Genomic DNA, 15269 nt, shown 5'->3' on the forward strand with positions numbered 1-15269 from the left:
CTATTATATTTTTTACAGCTAAATATGGAGAATCCACTAAAATATCTTTTCAGCTGCATTTTCATAGCTCATCTAAAGCGATTACATAAAGCGATTACAGATTTCATACAATAAAAAAGGCATGAGTAAAAAGTCAATTTAAATGAAGCTATGGGTATAGAATGCCCCTTAATGCTTCATTCAAACATACTTTTTTACTCATGCCTGATCGAATCAGTAACACGTAAAAATAATGCCGATGGTTATTTAATTTCTGCAAACGCTTTAAATGGAGTGTTTAATTATTCTCGCTTCACTTTAGTAAGCTTCCAAAAAAATTATAGCATACCGAATATTCACTTTCAATAGGGAAAATATTTTTTTGGTTCCGCTATCATCTTACCAGTGATGACTCTTTCAAGATCATTACGGAGATGCAGGTTAATCGTTTAAATCCATAATATTCAGTACTTCTTCTACTTTCAAAAACTCTTACTTTTTTGATTTAATTCTCAATCCACGCTTAATAACATCAAAGAAACTCAATGATTGGACCATGCGTTTCGGATCAACGTATTCACGGATTACTCGCAAAACTTTCTTCGGATCTTTAGAGGAAAATGTATACGTCCCATTTCGCTTAGTTTGGACGGAATAACGGGGTATCCATTTTCCTTTGAACATGATCGAAGCGATTACATAATCAACTTCTTCCCAAGGAATCTGTATAAACTTACGAGCATCACGGCTATTAAAGAATTCAAATCCTTTGTCCCCAATCATAATCTTCCCATATTCTGAAATTCCCGTATGCGAGGTTGCATTAATAACTAAATCGACTTTTGTGTTAATTGATTGGACCATTTTTTTACTCCATTTCTATCTTTTAATACTAATAATTATACGTGTTTTTTTGCTTTAAGCAAATACTCTGGGGAAGTTCACATTATCTTCGAAATTATGAGAGATTGATGAAGGGTCTGATATATCTTAGCAGAAATCATGGATAGTCTAGATAAGGGGAAATATGAATCTTCATTTTTTTCCCAATAGTAAAATAGGTCTCTAAAAGTTCGATCAAACTTTTAGAGACCTCGATCATTATCTTCTAGTTAGTAAAATGTTCGCATTTCACTTTCGTTTTTAACAAGTCCTTTTCTATTATATCAGCATCTCCAAAGTTGTTTTTCCAAAAAGGATGCCTGTAAAAAGAACTTAATATCCAAAAGTTCCTGAACCTGTCTTTTACGATTTTCTTATAAGCTTTAGTGTCCAAGGTAAAGCAACCCCAAATACTAGCAAATAACAAGGAATGGAATAAATAGGTTTCCATCCCTTTAATTTTAAAAAGCCTAGTTTTCCTAATATATACTCCATTAAAAATGATAATAATGAAAATAAAATTACTCTAATTAGCTTTGTAGGAGATTTATAACGATTTAAAAACAAGATTGCAATTGTAACAGGTCCTACAATAAACATAAAATAATCAGGTATCCCACCGATTGAGGAATCTCCTGAATCTAAAAGATCGAAAATATAGAATATTACAATATTAATTAACCAGCCATAAAATCCAACCATTCCACAAAGTAATATCCACTCATTTCTTGAAATATTTTTAGTTGTAGTGATTGAAAAATATAGTAGTATCGATCCTGTTAAATGAATAAACCATGAACCTTTTGCTGTAAGGTTAAGTCTTTCTACTACACCATTCCAGTACATAGCTAACCTCCGTAAATAAATTTAATTAGTTGTATAGACTTATTTTTTATTATTTTCATTAACGATTTATTTATGTAAATTATTATAAACCTCCGAATAACTAAATCATTTTCACCCTAATTTACTTTTTCAGATGCATAATATCGGACAAACAATAAACATATTTTATCACTAGTGTTGCACTAATTAAATTTCAATATTAAAAATACCCATAATCTTCACTATTTTGTTTTGTGCAAAGAAAAAGTCCTTTATAATGGAAAAGTCAGGTGGTAACCCGTCCAAATCCACTAATAAAGGACATCTCACATGGACAAGATTACACGAAAAAATTCATTTGGACAATGGTTTTCACCAATTAATTCTCATTTATTTGAGGAGCAAGTGAAAACATTAAAATTAGATTTCTATACGAAAAAATTAACGACCGAATCGTTCCTAAAATTATTCCTGTTTGCACAATTACAGGAAATTGAGAGTCTTCATGCACTAAGTGATAGTCTTTTCAATGACCAACTTCAAAAGGAGATCAACCTTGATTCTATTAGTATTTCTCAGTTATCACGTCGATTAAATGGGTTGAATCCTGACCTTTTCCAAAGGCTATTTCTCGATTTAGTATCACAAATTCATGCTAAAACACACTATACAAAACTGGTCATGCCGTTAAAAATCATCGATTCAAGCACATTGCCACTGAATTTGACCAATCATCGTTGGGCTAAATTCCGCAAAACAAAGGCCGGTGTGAAACTGCATCTACGCCTTGTGTTTATGGAAAAAGGGATTTCCTATCCTGAAAAAGCGATCATGACAACGGCAAAGGAACATGATCGCAATCAGCTTGAAATCATGGCGGATGACAAAGAATGCATGTATGTGTTTGACCGTGGATACTTAGACTACGAACGCTTTGATCGAATGACCGATGATGGTTTCTTTTTCCTCACCAGATTGCGAAAAAATGCCGTCATCAGGGAAGTTTGTGATTTTAAACTCCCAGAAGGAACGACTGTTTTGTCGGATCAAATGGTGATCATTGGTACGATTCAAAATCGAGCTGAAAACTACTTTCGCCTTTTAAAAGTCATGGATTCAAAAGGGAACCTACTTCACTTAATCACGAATCGCTTTGATTTGAGTGCCGAAGAAATTTCTGAAATGTATAAATCTCGTTGGGCGATTGAGTTATTTTTTAAATGGATTAAGCAACATCTCAACATAAAGAAATTCTACGGACAAAGTGACTGGGCCATTCAGAATAAAGTTTTTATTGTGCTGATTGTATTTTGCTTACATGTTCTAGCACAAATTGAAACAAAAAGTAAGCGAAAAACCTTACAAATAAGCCGTTATTTAAGGGCAGCCTTATGGAAACCAGCACACATCTGGCTTCGAAAAATTGAAGGCAAAGCTATCCCTTAATAAGCTAATTGTCGTTGTCACACAGGTCTAATTGTAAATAAATTTCCAAATGGATGGAGCCACCTTTAATTAGGGATTTACCTTTTTGGCTCCAAACCGGAAGAACAATTAAACTGAAAATTAAGACACTATTTATGCAACGCTAGTGGTAAAATATGTCTTTATAATAAAAAAATCTCTCAGAAATAAATTTCCGAGAGATCTTTTTTATTATGTGATCAAACCATGTTGTCTTCGAAGCGTGGCCTTATAAAGGGTTTATCCCCCTTATTACATCATGCCGCCCGTGAGTTTAGAGTGTGTAATATCGTTAACGAGAGGTGCTAAAAGCGCGGTATTGGATATTGTTGGCTGTAACATCTTTAACGGGGATTTACCGTTTTTATGGGATTGCGTTAGCAAAATGTTAGCATTTTGATTAAATACTCAGAAGGTGATCGCGTATTAATATGGAGGTGGTGTTTACCTTAACCTAGTTTTTGCGCACTTCCATATTTTCGAAGTTGATGATTAATTTATGTGCAAGAAAAAAATCACTCCCGATGATTCCGTCAAATCCATGCATTTCTCTAACATCACCGAGCTCTATAGTGAAATTATTCAGTCGAAACTCATCAATATTCATACCACTTACTTTTTGTTCAATGCAGATTTCCGTACCGCCAATTCCGTACATCTTTCGTGTAATTGCATTTTCTAAATCGAGCATCAGACCAATTTCTTCACATAAGTCTGTATCTAAAATGGTTGAAGAACAGCCGGTATCAAGGAGTACGTTGCTAAATGTCTTTTTCTGTCCAACATATTCAATTTCAACAGAGACTAGAGGTAAGCGGTCATCCAGTTGAAATTTCATACTCTTCTTCGTACTCCTATATATGGCTGCTCAATTACCTTTATTTCTTCGTTATTCGTGTGAAAGATATATAATTCACGATTTTGATTTTCCCCGTGTAGCTTTTTATACACTTTCCATGCTGCATTGCCATTCTCAAAGTCATCAATTACCGACATTTCTTCGATGATTCTTTCTTTTCCTTTTGCTTCAGACTTTAATGCTTCTACTAAGACACACCTTTCTGGAAAATGCTGACGTACTTCAGACCATTTCATTAACATCCCTCTTCCGATTCATTATTTTATAAATTTCTTTATTAGAACAATCATACAAGTTTGCACTACAATAGAATTTCTTTTGTGTCATCTAATTTTTTAATACTAATGGGTTCGGATATTTCAAAAGCCAACACTGCTGGACTAAGGAGGAATATTAATTTAAATTTAGTATAACAAATAACTATACACCACAGCACTTTTTGTATTTTTTCCCACTCCCACAAGGACAAGGATCATTTCTTTTAGGCTTTTCCACTGGCAATTCAATTTTATTGCTATTTATTTCCGGACTTCCTTGTAAAACTGCCTTTCCCGCTTCCTTCATCTCCTTATATCGCTTTTTTAATAGCTCCATTGCTTCTGCACTATCTTTTAATGAACCCTTAACAATCTCATCCACTTGTCTCTTAGAAATACCATAGATATCAAGAATCTCATACCTTTTCCTTTTCAAAGATAATCTTATAGCAAACTCAGAATCATTATTTTCGCTTTCTGTAAAGATAAGAATAACATCATCACATTTGCAACTTGGATTCATACAATACTGATCATAAATAATATATTTTATATCATTTACTTCAGTTCCTAAGACAAGCCCTTTTTTCTCTTCAAACACATCAAAATAACTAAAGGTATTACCACTTAAAATATCAGATTTTTCCATAGTTTCCACTTTTTTATCATTCCTATTTTCAGTCTATTAAAAAATGCATTCAAAGAACGATCCACTATTGAACATTATCTGTATGACCAGAACCATTCTTGATATAAATCTATCCATTTAAAATTCTTATGTCCTTCATCCAATTTGATGCTAGCTAATGGCAGTATTACTTTTTTCCTACCCAACCTGCATTCAACAAGAATTCCATAATTTTCGTCTACTTTCATCTCTTGGTCTAAATGAATACAGCTGACTTCAAATTCTGCGATTTCTAAAGGGCCAACTTCCTCTTCATATAACGCAGTAAAAGGAAATATCATATGTTGTAATAGATATTCATAAAAACTCATTAAACTTGTCTCTTTTACATTGAGTAATTTGTCCATATAACTTGCTTTATATTTATTACCACTCTCTAAACCGCTTATTCCTAATATTTGGGCAGCTTGAATTTCCCATTCTTCGATTTCAATCTGCTGATCATTCAACATATCTTGAGGAACGATTAATCCATTTACTATTGAAAGATTATTAAAAGGACTACCTTGAACAACTGACTCTATCGAGAAATTACTATCAAAATAGGTCATATTAAACATATCTCTAATTTTCTTCGACTTTTGCGAAGTCGTACTTTGCTTGGTGCCAAAATACTCAAAAATTTCTGTAGCAGACACATATGGTTGACTAGATTTATCAAATAAAAAATTAATCGTTCCCAAAGCATGGATTACTGCCGCAGCCCATATTTCAATACGGCCTGACAGGAATGGAATGTCTCTTTTTCTAGCCATTTTGTTTATTAATTTTTCAATTACTCCCTCATATTCTTCATTTAAAAATTGCTTACTAAACTCAATTGTTAATTTCAGTAATTCTGCCTTCTTTTCCTCTACCTTTTCTTTTGGTTTAGTCATACTCCACAACCTCTAATCTATTAGTCTGCTCTTAAAGTAGATTTTCTTAATTAATAGGAAAATTCGTTATCCTTTTTGTTATGACACTTTTTACATCTTTTCGGGTATGAAAGACCTTTTTTCTTATAAAATTGCTGCTCTCCCGTTGTAAAGGTAAATCGTTCTCCACATACCCAGCATTTTAAAAGTAGGTCATGCGGTTCAATACCCTCTAATGCTTCTTTGATAGATTCTGTTTTTTCCTTTACAACTGAATGATCAAACGGCTCTTTTCTATTTAATACATTTATAGTTGTTCGAATCTCATCTCTTACCTTTTTATAATCAACTTTCTCCCATAATTCTAGATAAGGGATAAGTCCTTGATCTCCGAATTCTTTAATCTTCTCAAGCAGCAATAGAATCATTTTCCTATTCCGATCCTTTAGATAGCTCATATCGGGATTTTGCTTTCCCTGCTTGACCCATTCCTTCCATTCATTTAAAAGTTCATCCGCACATTGATCGGACTCTATGTACCACCCCCGCTCTGTAAAAACAATCATTGGTAGTCTTCCATAATACTCAATATCTAGAAAATCATAATCGATCATCCAGTCAATTTTTTGCATAATTTCATCTAGATTTTCTGATTTATAATAACCATAGACAGGACACTTATCCAGCTCCAGCTGTAATACTTTCTTCTCCCGTGAGCCCTTTAAGATTTTGGCAAGAAGTGTTCTTCCACCTTTAGCAATAATTTCATCAGCTGCTCTCAATATGACTTTTATTTCTTCATCAGATAATCGATCAGTCTTAGATTTCATCAAAATGGTAAGTCCTCCTCATCACCCCAGTGATCAGAAACAATCAGTTTTTCTTGTTTTTTGGGCTTTCTTTTTAATTCTTCACTGAGAGCAGGCTTAAATGTAATGACCCTATTGAACTTCTCCTCATATAGATCACGAATCCATACTTTTACAGGTGCTTTCCATAGCTGATTAGGCGTGGGGATATTTTTAATTAAGCCCTTAGCTGTCATCCCCAACTCCTTAGCCATTTGTAGATCAGTCTCATTCAATTTGCATCGTTTTTTGGCCTCTGCCCAAGCTTGTGAATTCCTTTTTGCCACCAACACCAAATCCTTCTTTTTAGACAATAAATTGTGAAAGATATTCTGCAATATAACTCATTATCCTTTTGTCCACCCACTAAACTTTTAACATTTTTTATCACTGTTCAGATTTTCAACTCCCACAACATTTCTTAAATTTCTTCCCGCTCCCACATGGGCAAAGATCGTTTCTCCCCACCTTTTGACGGGTTTGGAGACTAATGACCTCTCCTTTTTTATTGGGCAAAGGCGGTAAGACCTTCTTTTCCTGCGCGAATAGCTCTTCCGATGTATATCCCTTTAAATACCATTCCCTCGTATTATTCATAAGAAGAACAACGGCATCCATCAGTCTTTGCACTGCTTCTAAGCTTTCAAATGTCAGTTGAGTCTGTAAATATTGAAGAAGCTGACTAGGTTGATTGCCTAATTTCGCATGCATAATACAGTCCTCAACAAACTCCTTCGCCTCTTGTTTTGACATCCGATACTCTTTCGTAAATAGAGATAAAAGTTGAGAATAACCTTTTGGACACTCCACATAGTCCGTTTCACCTGCTTCAAGGAGCTGTTTCTTCGAGAATGGATAGTAATCAATATTCTTTCTAGATGCCTGCTCCTCTAAAATAACTAAAGGGTCTAGCACTTCCCAGTAAGAATAGCCATACCTGTTAATGTATATTTCTTGATAGTATTCCATCGCATCAAATATAACCTGATTGAAGGCAAGGTAATCTGGGTGAATAGGCGTGTATTTCTCAACTAAATGCACTAACTCGTCATGCGGCACCGTTCCAAAATAATAGAGTAATCCGCGGGTAATCTTTATCCATTCCGTATTCCGCTTAACATCTGTAAGTATCGTTTCGTCTTGAATAATTTTCACTAGAGAAGGCAATAATTCCAAAGGGATCATGACGATTGGATTACCATTTTGAAAACTAGTAAACATAAAACCAGTTTTATGGAGATACTCCATCTCCTCGATTTCTAGATTGTTTGCGCTCATAACTCCATTATTGGCAATGATATTTTTTATTAAAAATAATCGTCGCTCATCGAACTGACTGATAATATTTCTGAAAAGAACAGGGATTGCCTCTGCCAAAGATTGAATTAACTCCGCCTTTTTCATCGAGCTTATATTTTTAATTTGCAGCTTTTTCCGGATGTCTTGAAGATCTGCGACTTTTAATGCGGATAGCGCTTCCTTTAATGAAACTATTCCTATTATCTTTTGATTCTTGTTTTTATTTACCACCATTTTTTACCCCTTTCACATTGCGTCCACCTCTGACAACATCAAAAGCCACGGCAACTCCTTACTAGCCATCTTTTTCATCTCATATTTATTTTTTCATTTTATCACACATGTGCTTAATATGAACACTTGAAACGGGGCCGACTACTCTAAAAGGAACTTTCTTATTCCTCCAACTAAACTTTCAGATATAAAAAAGAAGCTTCCCATAAGTTTGCTCAACTCATGAGAAGCGTCCTTTAAAAACTTCATGTTAACAAAAATGTTAGCATTCCACTCTCATCTTACATAAAGCCCTTATATATCAAGGGTTTGAGGGCGTTTATTACATCATGCCGCCCATTCCACCCATACCGCCCATATCAGGCATTGCTGGTGCACCTGCTGGTTCTGGCTTGTCAGCAACTACAGCTTCTGTTGTTAAGAACATAGCAGCAACTGAACCTGCGTTTTGTAAGGCAGAACGAGTAACTTTAGTTGGATCAACGATACCAGCTTCGATCATGTTTACCCATTCGCCGTTAGCAGCGTTGAATCCTGTTCCCACTGGTTCGTTTTTCAATTTCTCAACGATTACGGATCCTTCTAGACCTGCGTTGAATGCGATTTGACGAACTGGTTCTTCGATCGCGCGTAGAACGATGTTGATACCAGTTGCTTCGTCGCCTTCTGCTTGGATAGCAGCTACTTTATTGTATACGTTTAGAAGTGCTGTACCACCACCTGCTACGATACCTTCTTCCACAGCAGCGCGTGTAGAGTTTAGAGCATCTTCGATACGTAGTTTGCGTTCTTTTAATTCTGTTTCTGTTGCAGCTCCAACTTTCACTACTGCTACACCGCCAGAAAGTTTTGCAAGACGTTCTTGTAATTTTTCACGGTCAAATTCAGAAGTTGTTTCTTCTAATTGAACACGGATTTGGTTAACGCGTGCTTGGATATCATCAGATGAACCTGCACCTTCTACAATTGTAGTAGTTTCTTTTGTGATTACTACTTTTGCAGCGCGTCCTAAAGATTCAATAGATGTTGTTTTAAGCTCTAAGCCAAGATCTTCTGTGATTACTTGACCGCCAGTTAAAACAGCGATATCTTCTAACATTGCTTTACGACGATCACCGAATCCAGGAGCTTTAACAGCTACTGCAGTGAAAGTACCGCGAAGTTTGTTTAATACTAATGTAGCATTTGCTTCGCCTTCAACGTCTTCTGCAACGATTAATAATGGTTTACCTTGTTGAACAACTTGCTCTAACACTGGTAAAATTTCTTGAATGTTTGTAATCTTTTTATCTGTAATTAAGATATATGGATTTTCAAGAACAGCTTCCATTTTATCTGAGTCAGTTACCATGTAAGGTGATACATATCCACGGTCGAACTGCATACCTTCTACTACGTCTAGCTCAGTAGTGAAACCTTTTGATTCTTCGATTGTGATAACACCGTCGTTACCAACACGTTCCATTGCTTCTGCAATTAATTGTCCTACTTCTTCATCAGCTGAAGAAATTGCAGCAACTTGGGCAATAGAAGCTTTGCCTTCGATTGGTTTAGAGATAGCTTTTAGTTCTTCAATTGCAGTTGCAATTGCTTTGTCCATCCCTTTGCGGATACCCATTGGGTTAGCTCCAGCTGTAACGTTTTTAAGACCTTCGCGAATCATTGCTTGTGCTAGAACTGTTGCAGTAGTTGTCCCGTCTCCAGCAACATCATTTGTTTTGCTTGCTACTTCAGCAACTAGTTTTGCACCCATGTTTTCGAATGCATCTTCTAATTCGATTTCTTTAGCAATTGTTACACCATCATTTGTGATAAGTGGTGAACCATATTTTTTCTCAAGAACCACGTTACGTCCTTTTGGTCCAAGTGTTACTTTAACAGCATCTGCTAGAGCATCAACCCCACGCAGCATAGCACGGCGAGCTTCTTCACTAAATTTAATATCTTTAGCCATTTTGAAAAACCTCCTCAAGTATTGTTTATCATGTATTTTTTATAATCAGTTAATCTCTTATGTTTAAAATAGAATTAGCCAACGATAGCTAAGATGTCGCTTTCGCGAAGAATCAAGTACTCTTTACCTTCGTATTTCACTTCAGTACCAGAGTATTTTGAGAAGATAATGCGGTCATCAACAGATACTTCAAGCGCAACACGCTCTCCGTTATCTAATACGCGACCAGTTCCTACAGCTACTACTTTACCTTCTTGAGGCTTTTCTTTAGCAGAGTCTGGTAATACGATACCACTTGCAGTTTTTTCTTCTGTTTCAACAAGCTCAATAATAATACGATCTCCTAATGGCTTTAACAAGTGAAACAACCTCCTCAAATTATATACATTATATTTTCTTATTAGCACTCAATCACTATGAGTGCTAACACAATTATTATATTAATTAATCTTTTCTCATAATGCAAGAGACAAGACTTATTTTTTCGTAAATTTTTTTTCTAGACTCTAGCTCCCTTACAAAGTATATACGTTAAAGCCTTAAATATTCACTCTTTCTATTATTTTAGTTGTTACTATTTGAAACTGAGCACTGCTTATTAGTAGAATAGAAAGTATGATTGTTTCTATTCTCCAATATAATAAGTACGAACGACTTATATATATTCTTTCATCACCATTTTATTAAACCATTATTATTTAAAGGAGCTTTTATTTTGAAAAAAGAATATTGGATTATCTTAATAGCTTATATCGCTATGCAGCTTTCTACATTTGTCGGAGTTCCAGTTGTTCTTTTTATCGCTGATTTACTGGGCTACAATCCAGCTTCTAAAGCGATACAATTTCAAGCTGGCGTTATTTGGCTAATATTTAGTTTTATCCTTACTTTAATCATCTGCCTTCTTTTATTAAGAAAAGAAGTGCGAAATCCAATGCGTTCGGATGTAATGAGCTTGCCTGCATCTATTGGATGGGCTATCGGCGGAGTTTTTCTTTCTTTATTTGCCCAGAGCTTTGCCGGAATAGTTGAGCAATTATTAGGCATTAAACCTGGTTCAGAAAATACAGAACAAATCATGCGTATTATCGATTCCGCGCCTTTTGTTATTCTGGTTGTGAGTATCATTGGTCCGATTTTAGAAGAAATTGTTTTCCGTAAAATTATTTTCGGCTCTCTTTATCAACGGTTCGGATTTTTTATCTCTGCACTTGTAAGCTCCCTTATCTTTGCAGTTGCTCATATGGATTTTGTCCATATTCTCCTATATGCAAGCATGGGTTTTACATTTGCTTTTCTTTACGTAAAGACCAAAAGAATCCTTGTGCCAATCTTCGCCCATGTCGCAATGAATACACTGGTAGTTATTCTGCAATTAAACTATGACAGAATTATCGAATGGCAGGAAAAGTACTCGGGCGTAACACAATTTATTGGAGGATTTTTATAAAATGAGAAGATCACCGTTATTTTCAGGAGTTCTATATATTATTTTTGGAGCTCTGTTTACGTATTTTGCTATTCACGATCTACAAAGAAACCAAGACTGGGGATTCTATACGTATTTATTAGTCATTCTGGCAACCTTTGACATCGGATCAGGAATAAAGTTAATCAACTTCCACTTCATCCTGAAAAAAAACCAAAATGATGCAAAAAAACCGAAGTAATAGCTATTTAAAAGCTTTTAATATGTAGTTGGAGTTTTAAAGAGCAAGCAACTGGCCAGAGCAAAAATCAGCAAATCTCAAAAAAATGCGTGTATAAGAATGTAGTTAGCCCTACACCCTTATACACGCATTTCCTTTTTATTCTTCCGTTTCCTCAACCTCTACTTCTACATCTGGAGTAGGATAGTGCTTTAAGAAATACACAAGTGATTGTAATTCCACAGCCAAATCAATATGATGAACCCGTACATTTGCAGGCACATTTAACCGCGCTGGAGTAAAATTCAATATCCCTTTAATATTACTTTCTACTAAACGATCCGTAATTACCTGAGCTGTACTTGCAGGAACTGTTAGTATCGCTACTTCCACACCATTTTCTTGGAGAACCTTTTCTAAGTCATCCATATGATAAATAGGCACATCGTTCACTAAAGTGCCAATCTTTTCTTCTACAACGTCGAATCCTACTTCTATTTTTGTGTTATTATTTTTTAAGAAGTTATATTTTAAAAAGGCAACTCCAAGATTACCAACACCAATTAAAGCTACCTTAGTTAGTTCATCTTGGTCTAATGTTTTACGGAAAAATGATAATAAATAGTTTACATTATATCCATACCCTTTTTTTCCAAGGGCGCCAAAATAAGAGAAATCCCGTCTTATGGTAGCAGAATCTACTTTCACCGCTTCACTTAATTCAGCTGAAGAGACTCTCTGCTTGCCTGATGAATGTAAGTTTTTTAAAAAACGATAGTATAATGGTAACCGCTTCGCTGTTGCCTGCGGTATTTTCATTACCTCATTATGCATACTTATCCCCTACCTATATTTAAAAATTAGCAGTTATTTCGACTGCTCTCTTTTGTAATCGCCGCTTTTTCCACCCGATTTCTCGACTAAATAAGTGGGGCCAATTACCATTCCTTTATCCATGCTTTTACACATATCATAAATTGTTAATGCTGTAACAGATGCAGCGGTCAAAGCTTCCATTTCTACACCAGTACTTCCAACTGTCTTTACCGTCGTTGAAATAATCAAGTGAAAATCCCCTGCATCCTCTTCCCATCGAAACGATATATCGACACCCTTCAACATAATAGGGTGACACATAGGTATGATATCAGCCGTTTTTTTGGCAGCCATAATTCCAGCTACTTGGGCAACAGCTAAAACATCCCCTTTTTTTATTTCCTGCTTCGTGATTTTTTGATAGATTTCTTCACTTACTTTAACACTAGATAGCGCTACAGCTATGCGAGCGGTTTCACTTTTTTCTGAAATATCAACCATTTTCGCATGGCCTTCTTGATTAAAATGTGTAAACTCCCCCATAATAACACCTCTAAGCAAAATGATACACTATTTTAAGGAGAATGTGTATTTATTATCACTTTTTTCCCGTTTCCCCTTTATTGCAGTATAACGTATTTTTAGGTTACACTTATGATACATAATCCCCTGAGGTGAAGAAATGATACTATTACAAGTAAATCAGCTGACCAAGCACTTTGGAGCTGAACTTATCTTATCAAATATAAAATTAGAAGTACAAACAAGAGACCGGATCGCTCTAGTGGGAAGAAATGGTGCTGGGAAATCTACTTTATTAAAAATAATCGCTGGACAGCTATCTTATGACTCCGGTGAAATCATAAAGCCGAAAAATGTCGAAATAGGCTATCTTGCCCAAAATACTGGCCTCGAATCAAGTCTTTCTATTTGGGATGAGATGTTAACTGTTTTCCATGAACTTCAATTAAAAGAGCAGCATATAAGAAAACTAGAACAACAAATGTCTGACCCTAGCACAATCGAAAACCCAGATGCTTTTGAGAAAATTTTAAAAGAGTATGATCATCTGCAATTCGAATTTAAAGAAAGCGGCGGCTATCAATACGAAGCAGATATTCGTTCCGTTTTACACGGACTAAACTTTAATACATTCGATTATAGTACAAAAATCTCTACGTTAAGTGGTGGGCAGAAAACAAGATTAGCATTAGCCAAACTGCTCCTGACCACACCAGATATTCTGATCTTGGACGAGCCGACAAACCATCTTGATATTGAAACACTATCTTGGTTAGAGCAATACTTGCAAGGCTATAAGGGTGCTGTACTAATTGTTTCCCATGACCGTTATTTCCTTGATAAAGTGGTAACTCAAGTTTACGAAATATCTAGACACTATATTCAAAAATTTATTGGTAACTATAGCGGTTATCTTGAGCAAAAAGCGGCAAATTATGAGCGAGAAATGAAACTTTACGAAAAACAACAAGATGAAATCGCAAAACTGGAAACATTTATCCAGAAAAACTTAGCACGCGCATCTACTACTAAAAGAGCACAAAGCCGCAGAAAAACATTAGATAAAATGGAACGAATGGATCGCCCAGATGGAAATGAAAAATCGGCGTCCTTTGGTTTTGAAATTACCAAGCAAACGGGAAATGATGTTTTGAAAATTAATGATCTTTCCATTGGCTATAAAGATAATATCGTATCAGAACATATCAACTTTCATATAAATAGAGGCGATAGTGTCGCACTTGTCGGTCCAAACGGTGTTGGTAAATCTACATTATTAAAAACAATTATTGAAAAGCTGCCAAAGCATGCCGGATCGATTACACTGGGATCAAACGTTATGATCGGCTACTATGATCAAGAACAAGCAGAATTAACGTCAAATAAACGAGTACTGAATGAATTATGGGATGACTTCCCACTGACACCTGAAAAAGAAATTCGGACTGTACTCGGTAATTTCTTATTTTCAGGAGACGATGTTTTAAAAACAGTGAATTCTTTAAGTGGTGGAGAAAAAGCAAGATTAGCATTATCGAAGCTAATGATGGAAAAACCTAATGTATTAATCTTGGACGAGCCAACAAACCATTTAGACTTAGACAGTAAGGAAGTGCTCGAAAATGCCTTAATTGATTATCCTGGCACCATCTTATTTGTTTCCCATGACCGTTATTTTATTAACAGGATAGCAACAAAGGTAATTGAATTAGCTACGGAAGGATCCACAGAATTCTTAGGTGACTATGATTATTATGTGGAAAAGAAGCTAGAACAAGCAGAAATTCAAGCATTAGAAGCGACAGCTGCTATTCAACTAGAACAAGATACAGGAACGGAAGAAAAAACTTCTTACCAAATGAGCAAAGAAGCAAAAAAATTAGAAAGACAAAGAGTAAGAAGAATCGAAGAAATTGAAACAACCATTGAAGAATTAGAATCGAAAGTATCGGAACATGAAGCCCTTCTTTGCGAACCTGAAGTCTTTCAGGACCACGAAAAAGTTTTAGAGCTAAATAAAAACCTTGAACAGCTAAAAGATCAAATGGAGCGTTTAATGGATGAATGGACCGAATTGTCAGATAAGTAAAAAGTACTGGGTATTCACTTACCCAGTACTTTTTTTCCACATTATTA

General features: G+C 35.4%; 17 protein-coding genes. 4 read left to right on the forward strand and 13 right to left on the reverse strand.

Annotation, left to right across the window (positions count from 1 at the left end; genetic code table 11):
- Positions 1–471: 471 nt before the first annotated feature.
- Both NST60_RS08910 and NST60_RS08915 read right to left on the reverse strand, forming a co-directional pair.
- Positions 472–843: a DUF956 family protein gene (locus NST60_RS08910; RefSeq protein ID WP_016204025.1), complete on the reverse strand. Its 372-nt coding sequence runs from the start codon at positions 841–843 to the stop codon at positions 472–474.
- Positions 844–1224: 381 nt separating this feature from the next.
- Positions 1225–1707, reverse strand: a complete 483-nt coding sequence (locus tag NST60_RS08915; protein WP_016204026.1) for a hypothetical protein — start codon at positions 1705–1707, stop codon at positions 1225–1227.
- Positions 1708–2016: 309 nt separating this feature from the next.
- On the opposite strand from NST60_RS08915, the gene NST60_RS08920 reads away from it, so the two are divergent.
- Positions 2017–3132 carry an IS4 family transposase gene (locus NST60_RS08920; RefSeq protein WP_101728823.1) on the forward strand — a complete coding sequence of 372 codons (1116 nt, stop codon included), beginning with the start codon at positions 2017–2019 and terminating at the stop codon, positions 3130–3132.
- A 472-nt stretch (positions 3133–3604) separates the two neighbouring features.
- Here NST60_RS08920 and NST60_RS08925 read toward each other — a convergent pair whose 3' ends face one another.
- The 9 genes from NST60_RS08925 to groES form a co-directional block, all read right to left on the reverse strand.
- Complete coding sequence (locus NST60_RS08925) at positions 3605–3988, reverse strand: retropepsin-like aspartic protease (protein WP_101728822.1); 384 nt, start codon at positions 3986–3988, stop codon at positions 3605–3607.
- Positions 3985–4245 (reverse strand): hypothetical protein, encoded by a 261-nt coding sequence (locus tag NST60_RS08930; protein ID WP_016204028.1) that lies wholly within the window; start codon positions 4243–4245, stop codon positions 3985–3987. Before NST60_RS08930 ends, NST60_RS08925 begins: the two co-directional genes overlap by 4 nt.
- Before the next feature lie 184 nt (positions 4246–4429).
- Positions 4430–4915 carry an SEC-C metal-binding domain-containing protein gene (locus NST60_RS08935; RefSeq protein ID WP_016204029.1) on the reverse strand — a complete coding sequence of 162 codons (486 nt, stop codon included), beginning with the start codon at positions 4913–4915 and terminating at the stop codon, positions 4430–4432.
- 74 nt (positions 4916–4989) lie between these two features.
- The gene (locus NST60_RS08940) at positions 4990–5832 is read right to left on the reverse strand and encodes a DUF6398 domain-containing protein (RefSeq protein WP_169187747.1); all 843 of its coding nucleotides are present in this window, start codon (positions 5830–5832) and stop codon (positions 4990–4992) included.
- 50 nt (positions 5833–5882) lie between these two features.
- The gene (locus NST60_RS08945) at positions 5883–6641 is read right to left on the reverse strand and encodes an RQC-minor-1 family DNA-binding protein (protein ID WP_051993986.1); all 759 of its coding nucleotides are present in this window, start codon (positions 6639–6641) and stop codon (positions 5883–5885) included.
- Complete coding sequence (locus NST60_RS08950; RefSeq protein WP_341098685.1) at positions 6641–6946, reverse strand: hypothetical protein; 306 nt, start codon at positions 6944–6946, stop codon at positions 6641–6643. The genes NST60_RS08945 and NST60_RS08950 overlap by 1 nt, the downstream gene beginning before the upstream one ends.
- Before the next feature lie 115 nt (positions 6947–7061).
- Complete coding sequence (locus NST60_RS08955; RefSeq protein WP_224428047.1) at positions 7062–8192, reverse strand: SEC-C metal-binding domain-containing protein; 1131 nt, start codon at positions 8190–8192, stop codon at positions 7062–7064.
- Positions 8193–8514: 322 nt separating this feature from the next.
- Positions 8515–10146: a chaperonin GroEL gene (groL, locus tag NST60_RS08960; RefSeq protein WP_212120400.1), complete on the reverse strand. Its 1632-nt coding sequence runs from the start codon at positions 10144–10146 to the stop codon at positions 8515–8517.
- Between the two features lie 74 nt (positions 10147–10220).
- A complete protein-coding gene (gene groES / locus NST60_RS08965; RefSeq protein ID WP_016204035.1) occupies positions 10221–10505 on the reverse strand; it encodes a co-chaperone GroES in 285 nt (94 codons plus the stop codon).
- Positions 10506–10861: 356 nt separating this feature from the next.
- Here groES and NST60_RS08970 point away from each other — a divergent pair, with 356 nt between their 5' ends.
- Both NST60_RS08970 and NST60_RS08975 read left to right on the forward strand, forming a co-directional pair.
- The gene (locus NST60_RS08970; RefSeq protein WP_101728799.1) at positions 10862–11596 is read left to right on the forward strand and encodes a CPBP family intramembrane glutamic endopeptidase; all 735 of its coding nucleotides are present in this window, start codon (positions 10862–10864) and stop codon (positions 11594–11596) included.
- 1 nt (position 11597) lies between these two features.
- Positions 11598–11816, forward strand: a complete 219-nt coding sequence (locus NST60_RS08975) for a YdiK family protein (RefSeq protein ID WP_341098688.1) — start codon at positions 11598–11600, stop codon at positions 11814–11816.
- A 138-nt stretch (positions 11817–11954) separates the two neighbouring features.
- Here the strand turns inward: NST60_RS08975 and NST60_RS08980 are convergent, their stop codons facing one another.
- Positions 11955–12629, reverse strand: a complete 675-nt coding sequence (locus NST60_RS08980; protein WP_016204038.1) for a redox-sensing transcriptional repressor Rex — start codon at positions 12627–12629, stop codon at positions 11955–11957.
- Between the two features lie 33 nt (positions 12630–12662).
- The gene (moaC, locus tag NST60_RS08985) at positions 12663–13154 is read right to left on the reverse strand and encodes a cyclic pyranopterin monophosphate synthase MoaC (RefSeq protein ID WP_101728798.1); all 492 of its coding nucleotides are present in this window, start codon (positions 13152–13154) and stop codon (positions 12663–12665) included.
- 139 nt (positions 13155–13293) lie between these two features.
- Here moaC and NST60_RS08990 point away from each other — a divergent pair, with 139 nt between their 5' ends.
- Complete coding sequence (locus NST60_RS08990; RefSeq protein ID WP_101728797.1) at positions 13294–15222, forward strand: ABC-F family ATP-binding cassette domain-containing protein; 1929 nt, start codon at positions 13294–13296, stop codon at positions 15220–15222.
- The last annotated feature ends 47 nt before the right edge of the window (positions 15223–15269 follow it).

Origin of the sequence: Niallia sp. FSL W8-1348 (genome assembly GCF_038006745.1) — a bacterium.
GTDB lineage: Bacteria > Bacillota > Bacilli > Bacillales > Cytobacillaceae > Niallia > Niallia alba.

Excerpts from the sequence above, each read along its gene's own strand:
- NST60_RS08990 (WP_101728797.1), top strand. The coding sequence starts at position 13,294 with ATGATACTATTACAAGTAAATCAGCTGACCAAGCACTTTGGAGCTGAA.
- NST60_RS08980 (WP_016204038.1), bottom strand. The coding sequence starts at position 12,629 with ATGCATAATGAGGTAATGAAAATACCGCAGGCAACAGCGAAGCGGTTA.
- NST60_RS08940 (WP_169187747.1), bottom strand. The coding sequence starts at position 5,832 with ATGACTAAACCAAAAGAAAAGGTAGAGGAAAAGAAGGCAGAATTACTG.
- NST60_RS08930 (WP_016204028.1), bottom strand. The coding sequence starts at position 4,245 with ATGAAATGGTCTGAAGTACGTCAGCATTTTCCAGAAAGGTGTGTCTTA.
- NST60_RS08925 (WP_101728822.1), bottom strand. The coding sequence starts at position 3,988 with ATGAAATTTCAACTGGATGACCGCTTACCTCTAGTCTCTGTTGAAATT.
- NST60_RS08975 (WP_341098688.1), top strand. The coding sequence starts at position 11,598 with ATGAGAAGATCACCGTTATTTTCAGGAGTTCTATATATTATTTTTGGA.
- NST60_RS08920 (WP_101728823.1), top strand. The coding sequence starts at position 2,017 with ATGGACAAGATTACACGAAAAAATTCATTTGGACAATGGTTTTCACCA.
- groL (WP_212120400.1), bottom strand. The coding sequence starts at position 10,146 with ATGGCTAAAGATATTAAATTTAGTGAAGAAGCTCGCCGTGCTATGCTG.
- NST60_RS08945 (WP_051993986.1), bottom strand. The coding sequence starts at position 6,641 with ATGAAATCTAAGACTGATCGATTATCTGATGAAGAAATAAAAGTCATA.
- moaC (WP_101728798.1), bottom strand. The coding sequence starts at position 13,154 with ATGGGGGAGTTTACACATTTTAATCAAGAAGGCCATGCGAAAATGGTT.
- NST60_RS08935 (WP_016204029.1), bottom strand. The coding sequence starts at position 4,915 with ATGGAAAAATCTGATATTTTAAGTGGTAATACCTTTAGTTATTTTGAT.
- NST60_RS08910 (WP_016204025.1), bottom strand. The coding sequence starts at position 843 with ATGGTCCAATCAATTAACACAAAAGTCGATTTAGTTATTAATGCAACC.
- NST60_RS08915 (WP_016204026.1), bottom strand. The coding sequence starts at position 1,707 with ATGTACTGGAATGGTGTAGTAGAAAGACTTAACCTTACAGCAAAAGGT.
- NST60_RS08955 (WP_224428047.1), bottom strand. The coding sequence starts at position 8,192 with ATGGTGGTAAATAAAAACAAGAATCAAAAGATAATAGGAATAGTTTCA.